Annotated in this window: 13 protein-coding genes; 9 read left to right on the forward strand and 4 right to left on the reverse strand. The window is 62.4% G+C overall.

The genetic code is table 11. The annotated features are described in order from the left end of the window. Nucleotides 1-5 precede the first annotated feature (5 nt). From scpA to NXS98_RS16780, 3 genes are read right to left on the reverse strand one after another with little or no spacing between them, the layout of a single operon-like run. Entirely contained in the window at nucleotides 6-2,192 is a 2,187-nt protein-coding gene (scpA, locus tag NXS98_RS16770) for a methylmalonyl-CoA mutase (protein ID WP_425499916.1), read from the reverse strand. After that, nucleotides 2,189-4,354: a methylmalonyl-CoA mutase family protein gene (locus NXS98_RS16775; RefSeq protein ID WP_283846208.1), complete on the reverse strand. Its 2,166-nt coding sequence runs from the start codon at nucleotides 4,352-4,354 to the stop codon at nucleotides 2,189-2,191. Before NXS98_RS16775 ends, scpA begins: the two co-directional genes overlap by 4 nt. Before the next feature lie 24 nt (nucleotides 4,355-4,378). Further along, complete coding sequence (locus tag NXS98_RS16780) at nucleotides 4,379-5,908, reverse strand: pyruvate carboxylase subunit B (RefSeq protein WP_283846209.1); 1,530 nt, start codon at nucleotides 5,906-5,908, stop codon at nucleotides 4,379-4,381. A 607-nt stretch (nucleotides 5,909-6,515) separates the two neighbouring features. Here NXS98_RS16780 and hisH point away from each other — a divergent pair. The 3 genes from hisH (at nucleotide 6,516) to NXS98_RS16795 (ending at nucleotide 8,504) form a co-directional block, all read left to right on the forward strand. After that, the gene (gene hisH / locus NXS98_RS16785; protein ID WP_283846210.1) at nucleotides 6,516-7,139 is read left to right on the forward strand and encodes an imidazole glycerol phosphate synthase subunit HisH; all 624 of its coding nucleotides are present in this window, start codon (nucleotides 6,516-6,518) and stop codon (nucleotides 7,137-7,139) included. Nucleotides 7,140-7,237: 98 nt separating this feature from the next. Beyond that, nucleotides 7,238-8,167, forward strand: coding sequence for a thioredoxin-disulfide reductase (gene trxB / locus NXS98_RS16790; RefSeq protein WP_283846211.1), 930 nt, complete (start codon nucleotides 7,238-7,240; stop codon nucleotides 8,165-8,167). A gap of 10 nt (nucleotides 8,168-8,177) precedes the next feature. Beyond that, nucleotides 8,178-8,504, forward strand: coding sequence for a rhodanese-like domain-containing protein (locus tag NXS98_RS16795; protein WP_283846212.1), 327 nt, complete (start codon nucleotides 8,178-8,180; stop codon nucleotides 8,502-8,504). Here NXS98_RS16795 and NXS98_RS16800 read toward each other — a convergent pair. Next, on the reverse strand, nucleotides 8,498-9,499 hold the full coding sequence (locus NXS98_RS16800) for an arabinan endo-1,5-alpha-L-arabinosidase (protein WP_283846213.1): 1,002 nt from the start codon (nucleotides 9,497-9,499) through the stop codon (nucleotides 8,498-8,500). The genes NXS98_RS16795 and NXS98_RS16800 overlap by 7 nt on opposite strands. A 118-nt stretch (nucleotides 9,500-9,617) precedes the next feature. Here NXS98_RS16800 and purH point away from each other — a divergent pair, with 118 nt between their 5' ends. From purH to NXS98_RS16830, 6 genes are all read left to right on the forward strand, one after another. Further along, the gene (gene purH / locus NXS98_RS16805) at nucleotides 9,618-11,165 is read left to right on the forward strand and encodes a bifunctional phosphoribosylaminoimidazolecarboxamide formyltransferase/IMP cyclohydrolase (RefSeq protein ID WP_283846214.1); all 1,548 of its coding nucleotides are present in this window, start codon (nucleotides 9,618-9,620) and stop codon (nucleotides 11,163-11,165) included. A 114-nt stretch (nucleotides 11,166-11,279) separates the two neighbouring features. Beyond that, a complete protein-coding gene (locus tag NXS98_RS16810; protein ID WP_425499917.1) occupies nucleotides 11,280-11,534 on the forward strand; it encodes a Sec-independent protein translocase subunit TatA/TatB in 255 nt (84 codons plus the stop codon). Nucleotides 11,535-11,805: 271 nt separating this feature from the next. Beyond that, a complete protein-coding gene (tatC, locus tag NXS98_RS16815) occupies nucleotides 11,806-13,023 on the forward strand; it encodes a twin-arginine translocase subunit TatC (protein ID WP_283846215.1) in 1,218 nt (405 codons plus the stop codon). Nucleotides 13,024-13,166: 143 nt separating this feature from the next. Beyond that, a complete protein-coding gene (locus NXS98_RS16820) occupies nucleotides 13,167-14,591 on the forward strand; it encodes an NAD(P)-dependent oxidoreductase (RefSeq protein WP_283846216.1) in 1,425 nt (474 codons plus the stop codon). Nucleotides 14,592-14,674: 83 nt separating this feature from the next. Beyond that, nucleotides 14,675-15,229, forward strand: a complete 555-nt coding sequence (locus NXS98_RS16825) for a Panacea domain-containing protein (protein ID WP_283846217.1) — start codon at nucleotides 14,675-14,677, stop codon at nucleotides 15,227-15,229. 3 nt (nucleotides 15,230-15,232) lie between these two features. Continuing rightward, entirely contained in the window at nucleotides 15,233-15,622 is a 390-nt protein-coding gene (locus NXS98_RS16830) for a hypothetical protein (RefSeq protein WP_283846218.1), read from the forward strand. Nucleotides 15,623-15,674 lie beyond the last annotated feature (52 nt).

Genomic DNA, 15,674 nt, shown 5'->3' on the forward strand with positions numbered 1-15,674 from the left:
AAGGATTAGTCCGTGTGAGCGTGGGCGCGTTCGAGCTGGTTCAGGATTTCCATGGCGGCCTCGGTGATGATGGTGCCCGGGCCAAAGATGGCGGCTGCGCCGTGTTCGCGCAAGAAGGGATAATCCTGCGCGGGGATGACGCCGCCCACCACCACCAGAATGTCCTCGCGGCCGAGTTTTTTCAATTCGGCCACCAGTTCGGGGAGGAGGGCCTTGTGGCCGCCGGCGAGGGAGCTGATGCCCACGACGTGGACATCGTTTTCGACCGCCATGCGGGCGGTTTCCTCCGGCGACTGGAACAGCGGCCCAATGTCCACATCAAAGCCCATGTCGGCATAGGCGGTGGCCACCACCTTGGCGCCGCGGTCGTGGCCGTCCTGGCCCATTTTGGCGACGAGGATGCGCGGGCGGCGGCCTTCACGCTGGGCAAAGGCCTCGACGCGGCGGCGCACTTCGGCGAGCTGGTCCGGCTGGGCATACTCGGAGGTGTACACGCCGGAGATGGAGCGGATGAGGGCCTTGTGGCGGCCGAAGTGTTTTTCAAGGGCGGCCGAGATTTCGCCGAGGGTGGCGCGCTCGCGGGCGGCGGCGATGGCCAGCTCCAGGAGGTTGCCTTCGCCGGTTTCGGCGGCGCGGGAGAGGGCGGCGAGGGCGGCGTCCACTTTGGCCTGGTTGCGGGAGGCGCGGATTTGGGCCAGGCGCTTGATTTGGGCCTCGCGCACGGCGGCATTGTCCACTTCCAGCACGGGGATGGCTTCGGATTGTTCCAGGCGGTAGGCGTTGACGCCGACGATGATTTCCTTGCCGGAGTCAATGCGGGCCTGGCGGCGGGCGGCGGCCTCCTCGATGCGCAGTTTGGGCAGGCCGGTTTCGATGGCTTTGGCCATGCCGCCGAGGGCTTCGATTTCCTGGAGGTGCGCCCAGGCTTTTTCCATGAGGGCCTGGGTGAGGGCCTCGACGTAGAAGGAGCCGGCCCAGGGGTCAATGACCTTGCAGATGCCGGTCTCCTCCTGGAGGAAGAGCTGGGTGTTGCGGGCAATGCGCGCGGAGAAATCGGTGGGCAGCGCGATGGCTTCGTCCAGCGAGTTGGTGTGCAGGGACTGGGTGTGGCCGAGGGCGGCGGCCATGGCTTCGATGCAGGTGCGGGCCACGTTGTTGAAGGGGTCCTGCTCCGTCAAACTCCAGCCCGAGGTCTGGGAGTGGGTGCGGAGGGCCATGGATTTGGGATTCTTCGGGTTGAACTGCTTGATGAGTTTGGCCCAGAGGAGGCGCGCGGCGCGCATTTTGGCCACTTCCATGAAGAAGTTTTTGCCCTGGGCCCAGAAGAATGAGAGGCGCGGGGCAAACGCATCAATATCAATGCCCGCCTGGAGGCCGGTGCGGACGTATTCGAGGCCGTCGGCCAGAGTGTAGGCCAGCTCCAGGTCCACCGTGGCTCCGGCCTCTTGCATGTGGTAGCCGGAGATGGAGATGGAGTTGAACTTGGGCATGTTTTTGGAGGTGAAGGCGAAGATGTCCGCAATAATCCGCATGGAAGGCTTGGGCGGATAGATGTAGGTGTTGCGGACAAGGTATTCCTTCAGGATGTCATTCTGGATGGTGCCGGAGAGCTGGGCCATGGGGACGCCCTGCTCCTCCGCCGCCACGATGTAGAAGGCCATGATGGGCAGGACGGCGCCGTTCATGGTCATGGAGACGGAGATGCGGTCCAGGGGGATGCCGTCAAAGAGGATTTTGGCGTCCTCGACGCTGCAGACGGCCACGCCGGCCTTGCCGACATCGGCGAAAGCGCGGGGGTGGTCGGAGTCGTAGCCGCGGTGGGTGGGCAGGTCAAAGGCGACGGACAACCCCTGCTGGCCGGCGGCAATGTTGCGGCGGTAGAAGGCGTTGCTTTCCTCGGCCGTGGAGAAGCCGGCGTATTGGCGGACGGTCCACGGTTTGACCACGTACATGGAGGCATACGGCCCGCGCAGGAAGGGGGGCAGGCCCGGCAGGTAGTCGAGGTGCAGCGCGGCATCCAGGTCGCGGCGGGTGTAGAGGGGTTTGACCTCGATTTGCTCCATGGTCTGCCAGAGCAGCTCCTGGAGCGGGCGTCCGGTTTCCCGCTCGATTTGCTGCTGCCATTGTTCAAAGGTGACCGCGGGGGTGGGCGGTTGAAACGGTACTTGGGTGAAATCAGGCAAGGTTTTCACAGAGCAACTCCCATGGATTTGGCTAATTGAGACAAAAACGCGGCGGCATCCAGGCGGATATGGACAAAATCATCCACGCCCGCCTGTTTATGCGCATCAATCTGGTCCTGCGGATAGCCCGCCAGGATGACTTTACGTTTCGGGTCTGCGGCTTTGACCGCCTGCACCAGCGGGGGCACGAGGGCGGGGTAGGTATCGTCGGTGCTGCAAATGACAATCACCGGCGCGCCGGAAGCCAAGGCGGCCTGGGCGGCCTCCTCCGGGGTCTTGAAGCCGGCGGGGTAAATCACTTCCCAGCCGCCGGTCTCAAAGAAGCCGCGGCAGAAGTCGGCGCGGGCCTTGTGTTGTTTGAGGGGGCCCAGATTGGCCAGAAAGATTTTGAGCGGGCCGTGCTGCGCGGCATGGGCGCGCATGGCCTGGCGCAGTTTTTCAAAGGCCTCGGCCGCCCGCACCAGGGGCACGGGCTGCCAGCCGGTTTCCGGGGTGTCGCTGGCCCGGAGGGCGCGGGTGATTTCGCCCAGGGTGGCACCGGCGAGGGCGGCTTCGATGGCGGCCTCGACCACGCCTTCCTCGCCGCCGTTGACGATGCGGTTGAGGCGTTCGAGGATGGCGGTGCTTTGGGTTTCATCAGCGCCGCTGCGGTAATCTTCAATCTGCCGGGCGCGCTGGCGGTGGAAATCCGGCGGCACAGCCGGGGCGGCTGGGAGGGGTTCTTCTTTGACGTTGGCGTACTGATTGACGCCCACCAGGGTGTCGCGGCGCTGGGCGACGGCCTTGAGGCGGGCGGCGCGGGTTTTGGCCACTTCCTCCTGGGGGAAGCCCTGGCGCATGGCGGCGGCGAGGCCGCCGCGTTTTTCGACTTCCTGGAACAAGGCCCAGGCGCGGCGGGCGATTTCGTGGGTGAGCCATTCCACGTAGTAGGCGCCGCCGGCGGGGTCAATGACCTTGTCCAGGTCACATTCCTTCTGGAGGATGAGCTGGATGTTGCGGGCCAGGCGGCGGGAGAAATCATCCGGCGGCCGGATGACTTCGTCAAACGCGCCGACTTGCAGGCTTTGGACTCCGCCCACCACGGCGCCGAAGGCCTCGACGGTGGTGCGCAGGAGGTTCACGTAGGGGTCCAACTGGCTCTTGTTGAAGTGGGCGGTGCGGACGTGCAGATGGAGTTTCTGGGCTTCCGCCGAGCCGCCCATGGCGGCCACGGCGTTGGCCCAGAGCATCCGGGCGGCGCGGAGTTTGGCGATTTCCATGAAGAAATGGGAGCCCACGGTGAGCGCAAAGCGAAGGTGGCGCGCCACGGTGTTGAGGTCCAGGCCGCGGTGGTGCATCTGGCGGAGGTATTCGACGCCGGCGCCCAGGGCGAAGGCCAGCTCCTGGACGGCGCTGGCGCCGGATTCATGCCAGGCGCGGCTGTGGACGCAAATGGTTTGGAGGCGGGGGGCGTGTTGGGCGGCCCAGCGGGTCAACAGGGCCATTTCGCGGTAGGCGCCGTCGAGGGATTGGGGAAGGCGTCCTTCGTGCGCGAGAATGCCCAAGGGGTCCATTTCGATGCAGCCGCTGAGTTCGCTCACTGGTTTGTTCTGGCGTCGGCGCCAGGCGGCGAGGAGGGCGGTGAAGGGGAGGGCGGAGGCGCCGGTGCGCACAAACAAGGGCACCTGGGCCAGATTGATGCCTTCGAGCGCCCTGGCCACGTCTTCGGTGGTGGCGATGGAGACGCCGCCGGCTCCCACGTCTTCGTGAGCCAGCACGCGGTCCGGGTCCTGGCCGTTGCGGGTGGCGTGGTCCACCACCATGTTCAGGCTGGTCAGTCCGCGGGCGAGAGCGGCGCGCGCCAGGCGGTTGAACTCGGCCGGCGCGGGGGCGTACAGCTCCTGGGAAATCTGCCAGCTTTCGGCGCGGTACCCGGCGGCGCGCACTCCGCGCACATACGGCGCGAAGCCGGGGAAGGTGTCCACATGAGCCAGCCCCTCGAGGTCTTCGCGGCGGTAGAGCGGTTGCAGGGTGATGCCCTCGTAGGTGGGCGTGAGCATTTTTTTATCGAAAGGCGCGCCTTTCAGCTCGGCCTCGACGGCGGCTTTCCACTCCGCGTAGGACGGTGGCGGAAAATCACGCCGAAACTCCAGGGGCGGCAACGCAGGGGTGCTCGTTGTTTTTGGTTCCATAGTCACCTCATCAGGGGGGCGGGGTTAGGCTTCGCGCACGGTTACCATACGGCGCACGCCATTCACGGTGATGGCAAAATGGCGGGTATGGCCATTGGTCCGCGGGCTGGCAGACGGCAAGGGCACCGGCGCCGGAGCGGGCGCTGGGGAGGGCGCGGGCGCGGCCGGTTTGGGGGCGGGCGGAGGGGCCGCCGGGGCCGCCGGGGCGGGAGCTTTGGGCTTCAACAAGGCTTCCACCTGTTGCGGGAACATGGCGTAAAGCACAGCCATTTCGTCGGTGTCCGGCAGTCCTTTGGCGCGCAGTTGCTCGCGCAATTTCGGCATGCCCGGCTCCAGCAGGTCGGCGGGGCGTTCGGTGATGGGCTTTTTGCCGGTTTGCTTTTCCACCTGGGCGAGCACCTCGGGGGCGATGGGGCCGGGGGTTTTGCCGTATTTGCCGAGCGCAATATCGGCGGCGGGCTGGGAGATGTTTTTCCAGCGTCCGAATTTCACGTTGAGCATGGCCTGGGTGCCCACGATTTGAGAGGTGGGGGTCACCAGGGGAACATACCCCAAACAGGCGCGGACGTAAGGGATTTCTTTGAGTACTTCCTGGAACTTGTCGGCCATGCCCTGCTCCTTGAGCTGGGTGCGGAAGTTGCTCAACATGCCGCCGGGCACCTGGTAGGTGAGGATGTCGGCGTCCACCTTTTCATTGGCGGGGCTGGTGAACTTGGCAAGCTCCTGGTACACGCCGGTGAAGTATTCCTGCAATTTGTAGAGCCGCTCTTCGTCAAAGGTGGGCCGGCGCGGATGGCCGTCCAGCAGGGCCAGCATGCGCAGGGTGTCCGGCTGGGCGGTGCCGTTGGCAAAGGGGGCAATGGAGGTTTCGACGGCGTCCACGCCTGCGTCAATCGCCGCCAGATAGGAGGCGGCGGCGAGGCCGGCGGTGTCGTGGCTGTGGAGGACGATGGGGATTTTGACCCGTTTTTTCAACTCGCGGATGAGGGTGGCGGCGACGCCCGGTTTGATGAGGCCGGCCATATCCTTGATGCCGATGGAATGGCAGCCCATGGCCTCCAGTTCGACGCCCATCTGGACGAAGGCTTCCAGCGTGTGGACGGGGCTGGTGGTGTAGCAAATCTCGCCGCGGGCGTGTTTGCCGGCCTTGATGACGCACTGCACGGCGTGGCGGAGGTTCCGCACGTCATTCAGAGCGTCAAAAATCCGGAAGATGTCCATGCCCGCCTGGGCGGAGCAATTGACAAAGGCTTCCACCACGTCGTCGGGAAAACTGGCGTACTGGACGATGTTCTGGCCGCGGAGGAGCATGATGTGCGGCGTTTTGGGGGCGGCCTTTTTGAGCGCGCGCAAGCGGTCAAAGGGGTTTTCGTTGAGGTAGCGCAGGCAGGAGTCAATGGTGGCGCCGCCCCAGGTTTCCAGACCGGCAAAGCCCAGGTCGTCCAGCTCCGGGGCCACCGGCAGCATTTGGGCCGTGGTCATGCGCGTAGCGGCCAGCGATTGGTGGCCATCCCGCAGCACGGTGTTGTTGAACTGCACAGTTTTCACGGTCATTCCTATTTCTAGCTTAAGTTGCTCTGGCAGGGAAGACATCCTTGGGGACACCTCACCCGCCAAAGGTTGGTTAGGAATTCTTCTTAATCCATTCAAGAAGAATTAAAGAAACTAAACGTAATAAAATCCATGTGTGGCCATTTGTCGAGACAAAAATTGCCAAAAATTAAACTTTTTTGGTCTTACCATGACAAGATATGTGTGGGTTTATCAAGTCTATAAGAGCATTTGATTGTAAAATAATAATTACAACTATGATGTGGAACGCTAATATATTTGTAACATACTTGTTATGAGGATATTGCAATTATTAAATGCCCCCTAATCCTTGCCTGCTGAAATCCTCAGGAGCCAGGGGGGCAGTCGGCGATTGGGTGCGCGTGGGTGGTCTGCGGTGGAAGCATTTTGTTGAAATGGGGGGGACATTGGGGATGGTTCAGGGCAATTATCCGAGCGTTTTGGGCGATTGGCTTCGCGGTTGGGGGTAAAAAAAGAGAAAGCTGGGCAGGTCATGACTACCGGCGGGGGCATGTTCTAACCAGCCTTTCCCAGGGGGGGTAAAAAATTGCTTGGAAGCCCTGGCTTATCTGAGCCTAAATGAAGGCCGATGATTGCATTGTTGGATTATGGTTCGGGCAACCTGCGCAGTGTGGAGAAGGCGCTGCAGAAGGTGGGGGCGGAGGTACGGCTGGTGACCCGTCCGGAGGGGATGAAGGAGGCGCGGGCGGTGGTGTTGCCCGGGGTGGGTGCGTTTGATGATTGCATCCACGCCCTGAGCCGCCAGGAATTGCTGGCGGCGGTGCCGGAGTTCATCGCCAGCGGGCGGCCGTTTTTGGGGATTTGTGTGGGGTATCAGGCGTTGTTTGAGCGGAGCGAGGAGTTCAACAGTTGCGCGGCGGGGCTGTCGCTTTTCAAGGGGAAGGTGGTGCGCTTGAGCGGGGCGGGGGGGTTGAAGGTGCCGCAGATTGGGTGGAATCAGGTCTGGCAGGCGCAAAGCGGCTGTCCCTTGTTCGAGGGCATCCCGGATGGGAGCTATTTTTATTTTGTGCACAGCTACTACCCTCAGCCGGAGGATGCTTCGATTATTGCCGGGCGGACGACGTACGGGGAGACCTTTGCCTCGGCGATTGCGTGGCAAAACGTGTATGCCACGCAGTTTCATCCGGAAAAGAGCCAGGTAGTGGGGCTGCAATTGCTGCGGAATTTTGTGCGGCTGGCCGCGCAGTCGTGACGCGCAATCGGCGTGAGGGGAGCGGTTCGCCGGGGTATTGCCAGTTGGGTGGTAGAGGGTTCAGCCGGTGGTGTGTGGTGTGCTATATTGGGTGATTTATGGAAAATGTAGTGATTATTGGGACGGGTTGTGCGGGATTGACGGCCGCCATTTACACGGCGCGGGCCAACTTGAATCCGGTGGTGTTGACCGGCAACCTGCCGGGGGGGTTGCTGACGACGACCAGCGTGGTGGAGAATTATCCGGGATTTCCGGAGGGGGTGGATGGCTTTGAACTGATGGAGCGGATGCAAAAACAGGCGGAGCGCTTCGGGGCGCGGTTGCGTTATGCCAGTGTGGTGGACGTGGACGTTACGCGGCGGCCCTTGGTGTTGAAGTTGGACGAGGGCACGCTGGAGAGCCGCTCGATTATTATTGCCAGTGGCGCCGGGCATCGCCGGCTGGGTTTGGAAAGCGAAGACAAGCTGGAGAAAAAGGGGGTCACGTACTGCGCCACGTGTGATGGCGCGCTGCCGGTATTCCGCAACAAGCCGCTGGTGGTGGTGGGCGGGGGAGATTCGGCGTGTGAGGAGGCTCTGTATTTAACGCGGTTTGGGTCGGTGGTGTATCTGGTGCATCGGCGGGACCAACTGCGGGCTTCCAAGATTATGGCGCAGCGGGCGCTGTCCCACCCCAAAATCAAGCCGGTGTGGGATTCGGTGGTGACGGAAATCCTGGATGTGGCGCAGGACCAGGTGACGGGGGTGCGGTTGAAGCATGTCAAGACGGGGGCTGAGCAGGTTTTGGCATGCGCGGGGGTGTTTGTGGCGATTGGCCACGTGCCCAACACGGCGCCGTTCAGGGGCAAAATCCAGATGGACCCTGAGGGGTACATTGTGCCGGTGCGGGGCACGGCGACGAATGTGGAGGGGATATTTGCGGCGGGCGATTGCGTGGACCGGGTTTATCGGCAGGCCATCACAGCGGCGGGGCAGGGTTGCGCGGCGGCCATTGAATGCGAGCGTTATCTTTCCGCTTTGGCTTCCTAAGGTGGCTGCTGTGAAATTGCAAATGACGCCTCGTGAGCTGGCCGAGCGGCTGCGCTCGGCCCATCCGCCCAAACTGCTGGATGTGCGGGAGCCGGAGGAATACGCGATTGTGCGGCTGGACGGGGCGCGATTGATTCCGCTGGGCGAGCTGTTGCTTCGGCACGAGGAGCTGGCGGACTGGCGGGAGGAGGAAATCGTGGTGTATTGCCATCATGGTTTGCGCAGCTTGAGCGCGATTGGGCAACTGCGGCATTTGGGGTTCGAGAAATTGCGCAACCTGGCCGGGGGGATAGACCGTTGGTCAGTGGAGGTGGACCCGAGTGCTCCGCGTTATTGAGCGGGGGGCTTGCCGGCGGGAGTTTCGTCGGTGACGAGGGGCCAGCCGTCGGGGTCCCATTCCAGGCGGCGGAGGGCGAGGGTGGCGGTGCCGCGGCGGCGGGCGTCGTAGAAATGAAAGCTCAGCCATTCCTTGCCGCCCACCGAGATGATGCCGGCGTGACCGGGGCCGATGACGTGGGCGCGGCTTTCGAGAAGGAGCGTGCCGCCGCCCTGGTTCATGTCCACGCCCTGGCGGTCGCGGTAGGGGCCGGTGATGCGCGGGCTGCGACCGATGCGGAGGTTGTAAGTGCTGTTGGTGCCGCGGCAGCAAAGGTTCCAGTTCACGAAGAGGTAATAAAAATCGCCGCGGCGGTAAATGAAGGGCGCTTCAATTTCCGGGGCGCGGGCGAGGGAGTGGAGGGGGGAATTGGGGGCGCGGCGTTTGCCGGTGGCGGGGTCGAGCTCGACCAGCTTGATGCCGCTCCAGAATGAGCCGAAGCTGAGCCACAGGCGGCCCTCAGTGTCGCGGGTCACGGCCGGGTCAATGGCGTTGAAATCGTTGGTGGGGAAAGATTCGATGACCACGCCTGCATCTTTCCAATGGAAGCGGGGGTCCTGGGGGTCGAGGGTGGGGTTGGTGGCCAGGGCGATGGCGGAGCGGTTGCGGCCCCAACTGGAGATGGAATAGTACAGGAGGAAGCGGTTGGAAATGGCGATGACATCGGGGGCCCAGAAATGGCCTCGATGGGCGGGCACAATGTTGGTGACCCAGGCGGGCATTTGGGGCCAGACGCGGGGGCCTTCCTGCCAGGCTATGAGGTTGGTGGAGTGCCAGGAGCGGATGCCCACGCCGGTGGCAAAGAACCAGTATTGGGGGCCGCAGGGGACGAGGGAGGAGGGGTCGTGGGCTGGCGGCTCGGGGCCTGGGGCCCATTGCGGGCCGGCTGCGGCCCGGAGGGATGAGGCTCCGGCGATGAGCCAGCCCAGGAGGAGCGTGCAGAACCAGCGCTGCATGGCGACATGGTGCCTTAAAGGGGGCGAGGCGGCAAGATGAAGCGAAGAGGACAGGCGGGATAGGATATTTCGGCATTGACTCAAACGGGGGTTTTGAAATGTTTGGGGGACGTTTTTTATGGCGAAGATTCAACGCGCTTTATTGTCCGTCTCGGATAAAACGGGACTCCTGCCGCTGGCTCAAACCCTCGTAGAAGCGGGCGTGGAGTTGATTTCCACCGGGGGCACGGCCAAAGCCCTGCGCGAGGCGGGTTTGCCGGTGAAGGACATCAGCGCCCATACGGGTTTTCCGGAGATGATGGATGGGCGGGTGAAGACGCTGCATCCGAAAATCCACGGGGGTCTTCTGTGCATCCGGGGCAATCCGGAGCATGAAGCGGCGGCGCGGCAGCATGACATCGCGATGATTGATTTGGTGGTGGTGAATCTTTATCCCTTCGAGCAGACGGTGGCGCGGCCGCAGGTGACGCTGCACGAGGCGATAGAGAACATTGACATTGGGGGGCCGTCCATGCTGCGGAGCGCGGCGAAGAATCATGAGAGCGTGACGGTGGTGGTGGACCCGGCGGATTACGGGGTGGTGGCGGAGCAAATCAAGGCGCAGGGCAATACCACGCTGGAGCTGCGGCGGCGGCTGGCGGCCAAGGTGTTTGCCCGGACGGCGGCGTATGATGCGGCGATTGCGGCGCACTTGACGGCGCAATTTGAGGGGGCGCCGGCGGTGCCGCCGGCGCTGGGCATCACGGCGCCGCTGGTGCAACCTTTGCGGTATGGGGAGAATCCGCATCAGGCGGCGGCGTTGTATGGCGGTTTCAAGTCGTTTTATCAGCAACTGCACGGGAAGGAATTGTCGTACAACAACATTCTGGATTTGACGGCGGCGGCGCATTTGATTGCGGAGTTCGAGGGGCAGGCGCCCACGCTGGCGATTCTGAAGCACACCAATCCGTGCGGAGTGGGGCAGGGAGCCAGTTTGCGGGAGGCCTGGGACAAGGCGTATGCGACGGACCGGCAGGCGCCGTTTGGGGGGATTATCGCGGTGAATCGGGCGCTGGATGCGGCGTGCGCCGAGGCGATAGCCGAGATATTCAGCGAGGTGATTATTGCGCCGGCGTTTGAGGAGGGCGCCCTGGCCGTGTTGCAGAAGAAGAAGAATTTGCGGCTGATTCAGATGTTGAAGTCACCGGCGCAGAGCGCGCCGTGGGAGGTGCGGAGCGTGGGGGCGCAATCGTATTTGTGGCAGCAGCGTGATGCCACGATTGCCTCGCGGTCCCAGATGAAGGTGGTGACGCGGCGCGAGCCCAGCGAGGCGGAATGGCAGGCCATGCTGTTTGGGTGGCGGGTGGTGAAGCATGTGAAGTCGAACGCGATTGTGTATGCGGCGGCGGACCGGACGCTGGGGATTGGGGCGGGCCAGATGAGCCGGGTGGACGCCAGCCGCATCGCGGTGTGGAAGGCGGGCGAGGCGGGGTTGTCCTTGCAGGGGAGCGTGGTGTGCAGCGATGCGTTTTTCCCGTTTCCGGACGGTCTGGTGGCGGCGGCCGAGGCGGGGGCGACGGCGGCGATACAACCGGGTGGTTCGATGCGGGATGCCGAGGTGATTGCGGCGGCTGATGCGCGGGGGCTGGCGATGGTGTTCACGGGGATGCGGCATTTCCGGCATTAAGGCGGGGCGAGGGGGTGATGGGCCGGTGGGTGAATATCCGCTTGCCGCGAGGTAGCTTTAGGCTTAGGTTTCCCCAGCGACGCCTGACGACGGCGCAGAGTGAAAGAAGTAATTATGCAAAACTCAATGACGGTGCTGGCCATGCTTGGCTCGGCGGAGATTATTGGCATTTTAATCATCTGCCTGCTGCTGTTCGGCGCGAAGAAGATTCCTGAATTGATGAAGGGTTTGGGCACGGGCATTAAAGAGTTCAAAAAGGCTTCCCGCGAAGTGCAGGAGGAGATTAATCATGCGGTGGAGAGTGAACCGCCGCCGCCTCCCAAGAAAACGGCTCCCCAACCCAGTTCCAACCCGCCTCCCACGGCCTGACCAGGTGTTGAACCACGGTTTTTGAACCATGGTAAATCCATCCGGCGCGGGAGGGGGAGTGGGTGATTCCGGCGGGCCCGCAAAGGAACAGAAAGCACCCCCGGAAGGCACGGTGCCCACAGGGGGCCCGCTGCCTGCCGCGCCCGAGGTTGCATCCTCGACGGAACCGCCCGCCGGCAAGGCGGGCCCAGCGGAGGGTGGGGGTGCGGCTGTCCCGGCGGATTCTTCCCCCCTTGAGACCACCTCTGCGGGCGCGGCCGATTCCGCGCCCGTGAAGGAGGCGGCGGCGACGCCTGCCGAGGCTGCGCCGGTTGAGGCCGTACCGGCGGGAAGCGAGGCCACGCCAACGACCGAATACGGCCCGGGCAGTCCCTATTACGCCTACGGTTACGACAGCCAGGGGCCGGAGGGTTATACTCCTTATCCGGGGGAAGATACTTCATCGGCCAGCCCGGCGGAAACCACTCCTGCCACTACCGCGATTGCTGAATCCACGGAGTCCAGCGAGTCTGAGCTTGGAGAGGAAGAGGAAGAGGACGGCGGGCCGGTGAAGCCGTTTTTGGAGCATTTGGAGGATTTGCGGTGGACGCTGGTGAAGAGCGTGAGCGCGGTGGTCATTGGGATGATTGTGTGTCTGGTGGCCTCGAATTACTTGGTGGCCTTTTTGATGTGGCCGTTGCGATTGTCGGAGAAATTTTTCCAGCGGCATCGGACGGATGTGGCGGTGGTGGCGGGGACGAATGTGTTGACGCGGGTGCCGTTGGAGGAATTTGGGGGCACTAATGTTTGGGGCACCAACCGGATAGGTTCGTTTCACCTGGTGCCGGTGGTGTTGGGGAGCAATACGGTGCTGGCGTTGCAGCCGCATTATGGGGAGCCGGATGTGCCGCCGCCGTCCATGGTGGTCATCAAGAATTACGGCCCCATTGAAGGGGTCATGGTGGCGCTCAAGCTGGCCCTGTATGGCGGATTGGTGGTGTCGTCGCCCTTTGTCTTTTATTTTCTGGGGGCGTTCATTCTGCCGGCGCTGCATGTGCACGAGAAAAAGATTCTGTTTCGGGCGGTGGCCTATGGGACGGGTTTGTTTTTGCTGGGGGTGGTCTTTTGTTATTTGATTGTGATGGTGCTGGCCATTGGGGCGACGGTGGAATTTTCCCGGTGGCTGGGTTTTGGGGCGGATGAATGGCGCGGGGATGCGTACATCAGCTTTGTCATCAAGTTCATGCTGGGGATGGGGCTGGCCTTCGAGCTGCCGGTGGTGATTCTGGTGCTGGTGAAGATTGGCATCCTGGATTACGAAAAGCTCAAGGGTTTCCGGCAGTGGGCGATTATCGGCAACCTGGTGTTATCGGCGTTTGTGACTCCCTCGGGCGACCCTTTTACCATGCTGGCGATGGCGTTGCCGCTGCAGTTGCTCTATGAAATGAGCGTGGCGGTGGCGTGGTATTGGGAGTGGAAGGAGCGCCGGAAAGCGGCCTCGGCGTCCTAGGCCTGGCCGGCTGAGACGGTCATGCCGCCGCGGGCCGGGGTTGCCGGAGGAGGCCGCAGAAAGCGTTGCGCCCGGGCAGGGGGGAGGGTATGATTAAGGCGTAACAAGCGCCCCATTGCCGCGGCCTCAGGCCGCTTGCAGCCATGATTAGCGCCGAACCTGAATTGCGCAAGTACACCTGGGCCGAGGTGGACCGGGTGGAGCCTCCCAAACGCTCGGCGGTCGAGCGCGTGGCTGACTTTTTCGAGATATACACGGAGATGGACGAGCAGACGGCGCGGGAGCAGGCGTCGCGCTGCGTCCAGTGTCACAATCCCAATTGCGTGCAGGGGTGTCCCTTGTCCAATCGCATACCTGAATGGCTGGCGCTGGTGGCGGAGGGGCATTTTCTGGAGGCGGCGGAGCTTTCACAGGCCACGAGCAACATGCCGGAGATTTGCTCGCGGATTTGTCCGCAGGAGCGGTTGTGTGAAGGGCACTGCCTGGTGGACGGCAAGACGGAGCCGATTTCGATTGGGGCGATTGAGCGTTTCCTGAACGAATACGCCCTGCAGCATGGCGCCATCAACACCGCCGTGGCGCCGCCTAATGGCCTGCGGGTGGCGGTGGTTGGCTCTGGTCCGGCGGGACTGGCCTGCGCGGATGAACTGGCCAAGATGGGATATGAGGTGGTGGTGCACGAGGCACTGCCGGTGGCTGGGGGCCTGCTGGTCACGGGCATTCCGGCGTTCAAACTGGAAAAGCGGGTGGTGGAGCGCCGGGTCAACATTTTGAAGCAGCGGGGAGTGAAATTCAAACTGGGCGTCAAGCTGGGACGTGATTTTGGATTGAATGATTTGCTGCGGGAATATGATGCGGTGTTTTTGGGCATTGGTGCGCAGCAGGCCAAGCCGCTGGATGTGCCCGGCGCGGAGTTGAAGGGGGTTTATCAGGCCATACCTTTCCTGGCGCAGAAGAATGCGGGCATTCTGCTGGAGGGCGGGGACATTGATGTGCGGGGCAAGCGGGTGGCGGTGCTGGGCGGGGGCGACACGGCCATGGATTGCCTGCGGACGGCCTTGCGTTGCGGGGCGCGGCAGGCGGTGTGTTTGTATCGGCGGGATTTCGCCAACATGCCCGGGAGCCGGAAGGAGTTTTTCAATGCGCTGGAGGAGGGGGCGCGGTTTAGTTTTTTGACCAATCCGATTGCTGTGCTTGGGAATGAGCGGGGGGAGGTGACGGGGGTGCGCTGCGTGCGGATGCAATTGGGCGAGCCGGACGCGCAGGGGCGGCGCAAACCGGTGCCGGTGCCGAATTCTGAATTCGATTGTCCGGCGGACGTGGTGCTGGTGGCGTATGGCTTTGACCCGGTGCGGTGGCCCAAGGACTCGGACATGAGCCAGTTGGCGGCGAATGAGTGGGGCGGGTTGATTGTGGACGAGAATCAGATGACGAGCGTGCCCGGGGTGTTCAGCGGCGGGGACATGGTGCGGGGGGCGGCGCTGGCGGTGTACGCGGTGCGGGATGCCCGGAAGGCGGCGCAGGGGATTCACCGGTGGCTGGGTATGCGCCGGCCGCAGGTAAAATAACGATAGAGCAAGGAAGCAGCGTGGGGAAAGAGCAAAGCTCTGCTTGTGCGGCAAGACGATTTCGTTGATATTATCAGTGGCACATGAACATCACCTTTAACGAGCGCAAGGCCACGCAAGCGGCCGCTTTTCTTCTTCGATTGCGCGGGGGGGCCATGAGTTACATGAAGCTCATCAAATTGCTCTACCTCGCGGATCGAACCGCTTTGGTTCGCTGGGGAAGACCCCTCACGACAGACAATTTTGTTTCCATGAACCGCGGCCCGGTTTTGAGTCATGTGCTTGATCTGGTCACTTGCGAGACCATGCCGGGGGAGAAGGGGTTTTGGGCCCAATACATCAGCGAACCAGTTCATTATGAGGTCAGGTTGAATCAGGACCCGGGAACAGACGAGCTTTCTCAAGCGGAAGAAGAATTATTGGCTGAGGTGTTTCGGGAGCATGGCCGAAAAAGCCGATGGGAGCTGGTGGACCTGACGCATCAATTACCCGAGTGGCAAAATCCTCTGGGGGGAGCCATTCCCATTACTTATCGGGATATCTTGCGGGCTGAGGGAAAAACGGAGTGGGAAATTGCCGCCATTGAAGAAGAGTTGGCCAATGTGGCGTTGATGGAAAAGGTCTTGGGAGGGCAATAACCCATGTTAAAGCCGGGCGACGCCTTCCTGCTGCCCAAGCCTGACGAGGATGTTTCCCATCTGTGGATCATTTTGACCGCGGCGGACCCCGAAACCGGGAGGGTCATCATCGTTAATTTTACCACCCGGCGCCCACATTCTGATACCACCGTCATTGTTCATCCGCATGAACATCCTTTTGTCGTGCGTCCGACCGTAGTATTTTATGCGGATGCCCGCCTGGTGGTTTTAAGCGACATTGAAGCCGCGATACAACAGGGAATCACCAAACTTCATGAGCCGATGGCCCCGGCCTTGTTAAAGCGCGTGCAAGAGGGATTGCTTCGCTCACCTCACACCTCAGGAAAAATTAAAGCCGCCTTTCAGAAGTACTGCGAGAAAGGACTGGTTTGAGGGGTTTCCCAAGCCAGCAAAATCATTTTGCGATACACCGCCGCCGCAATTT

It is taken from the genome of Fontisphaera persica (assembly GCF_024832785.1).
GTDB lineage: Bacteria > Verrucomicrobiota > Verrucomicrobiia > Limisphaerales > Fontisphaeraceae > Fontisphaera > Fontisphaera persica.

Coding starts and splice junctions, on each gene's coding strand:
- NXS98_RS16775 (WP_283846208.1), bottom strand. CDS start 4,354: ATGGAACCAAAAACAACGAGCACCCCTGCGTTGCCGCCCCTGGAGTTT.
- NXS98_RS16780 (WP_283846209.1), bottom strand. CDS start 5,908: ATGACCGTGAAAACTGTGCAGTTCAACAACACCGTGCTGCGGGATGGC.
- hisH (WP_283846210.1), top strand. CDS start 6,516: ATGATTGCATTGTTGGATTATGGTTCGGGCAACCTGCGCAGTGTGGAG.
- trxB (WP_283846211.1), top strand. CDS start 7,238: ATGGAAAATGTAGTGATTATTGGGACGGGTTGTGCGGGATTGACGGCC.
- NXS98_RS16800 (WP_283846213.1), bottom strand. CDS start 9,499: ATGCAGCGCTGGTTCTGCACGCTCCTCCTGGGCTGGCTCATCGCCGGA.
- purH (WP_283846214.1), top strand. CDS start 9,618: ATGGCGAAGATTCAACGCGCTTTATTGTCCGTCTCGGATAAAACGGGA.
- NXS98_RS16810 (WP_425499917.1), top strand. CDS start 11,280: ATGCAAAACTCAATGACGGTGCTGGCCATGCTTGGCTCGGCGGAGATT.
- NXS98_RS16820 (WP_283846216.1), top strand. CDS start 13,167: ATGATTAGCGCCGAACCTGAATTGCGCAAGTACACCTGGGCCGAGGTG.
- NXS98_RS16825 (WP_283846217.1), top strand. CDS start 14,675: ATGAACATCACCTTTAACGAGCGCAAGGCCACGCAAGCGGCCGCTTTT.
- NXS98_RS16830 (WP_283846218.1), top strand. CDS start 15,233: ATGTTAAAGCCGGGCGACGCCTTCCTGCTGCCCAAGCCTGACGAGGAT.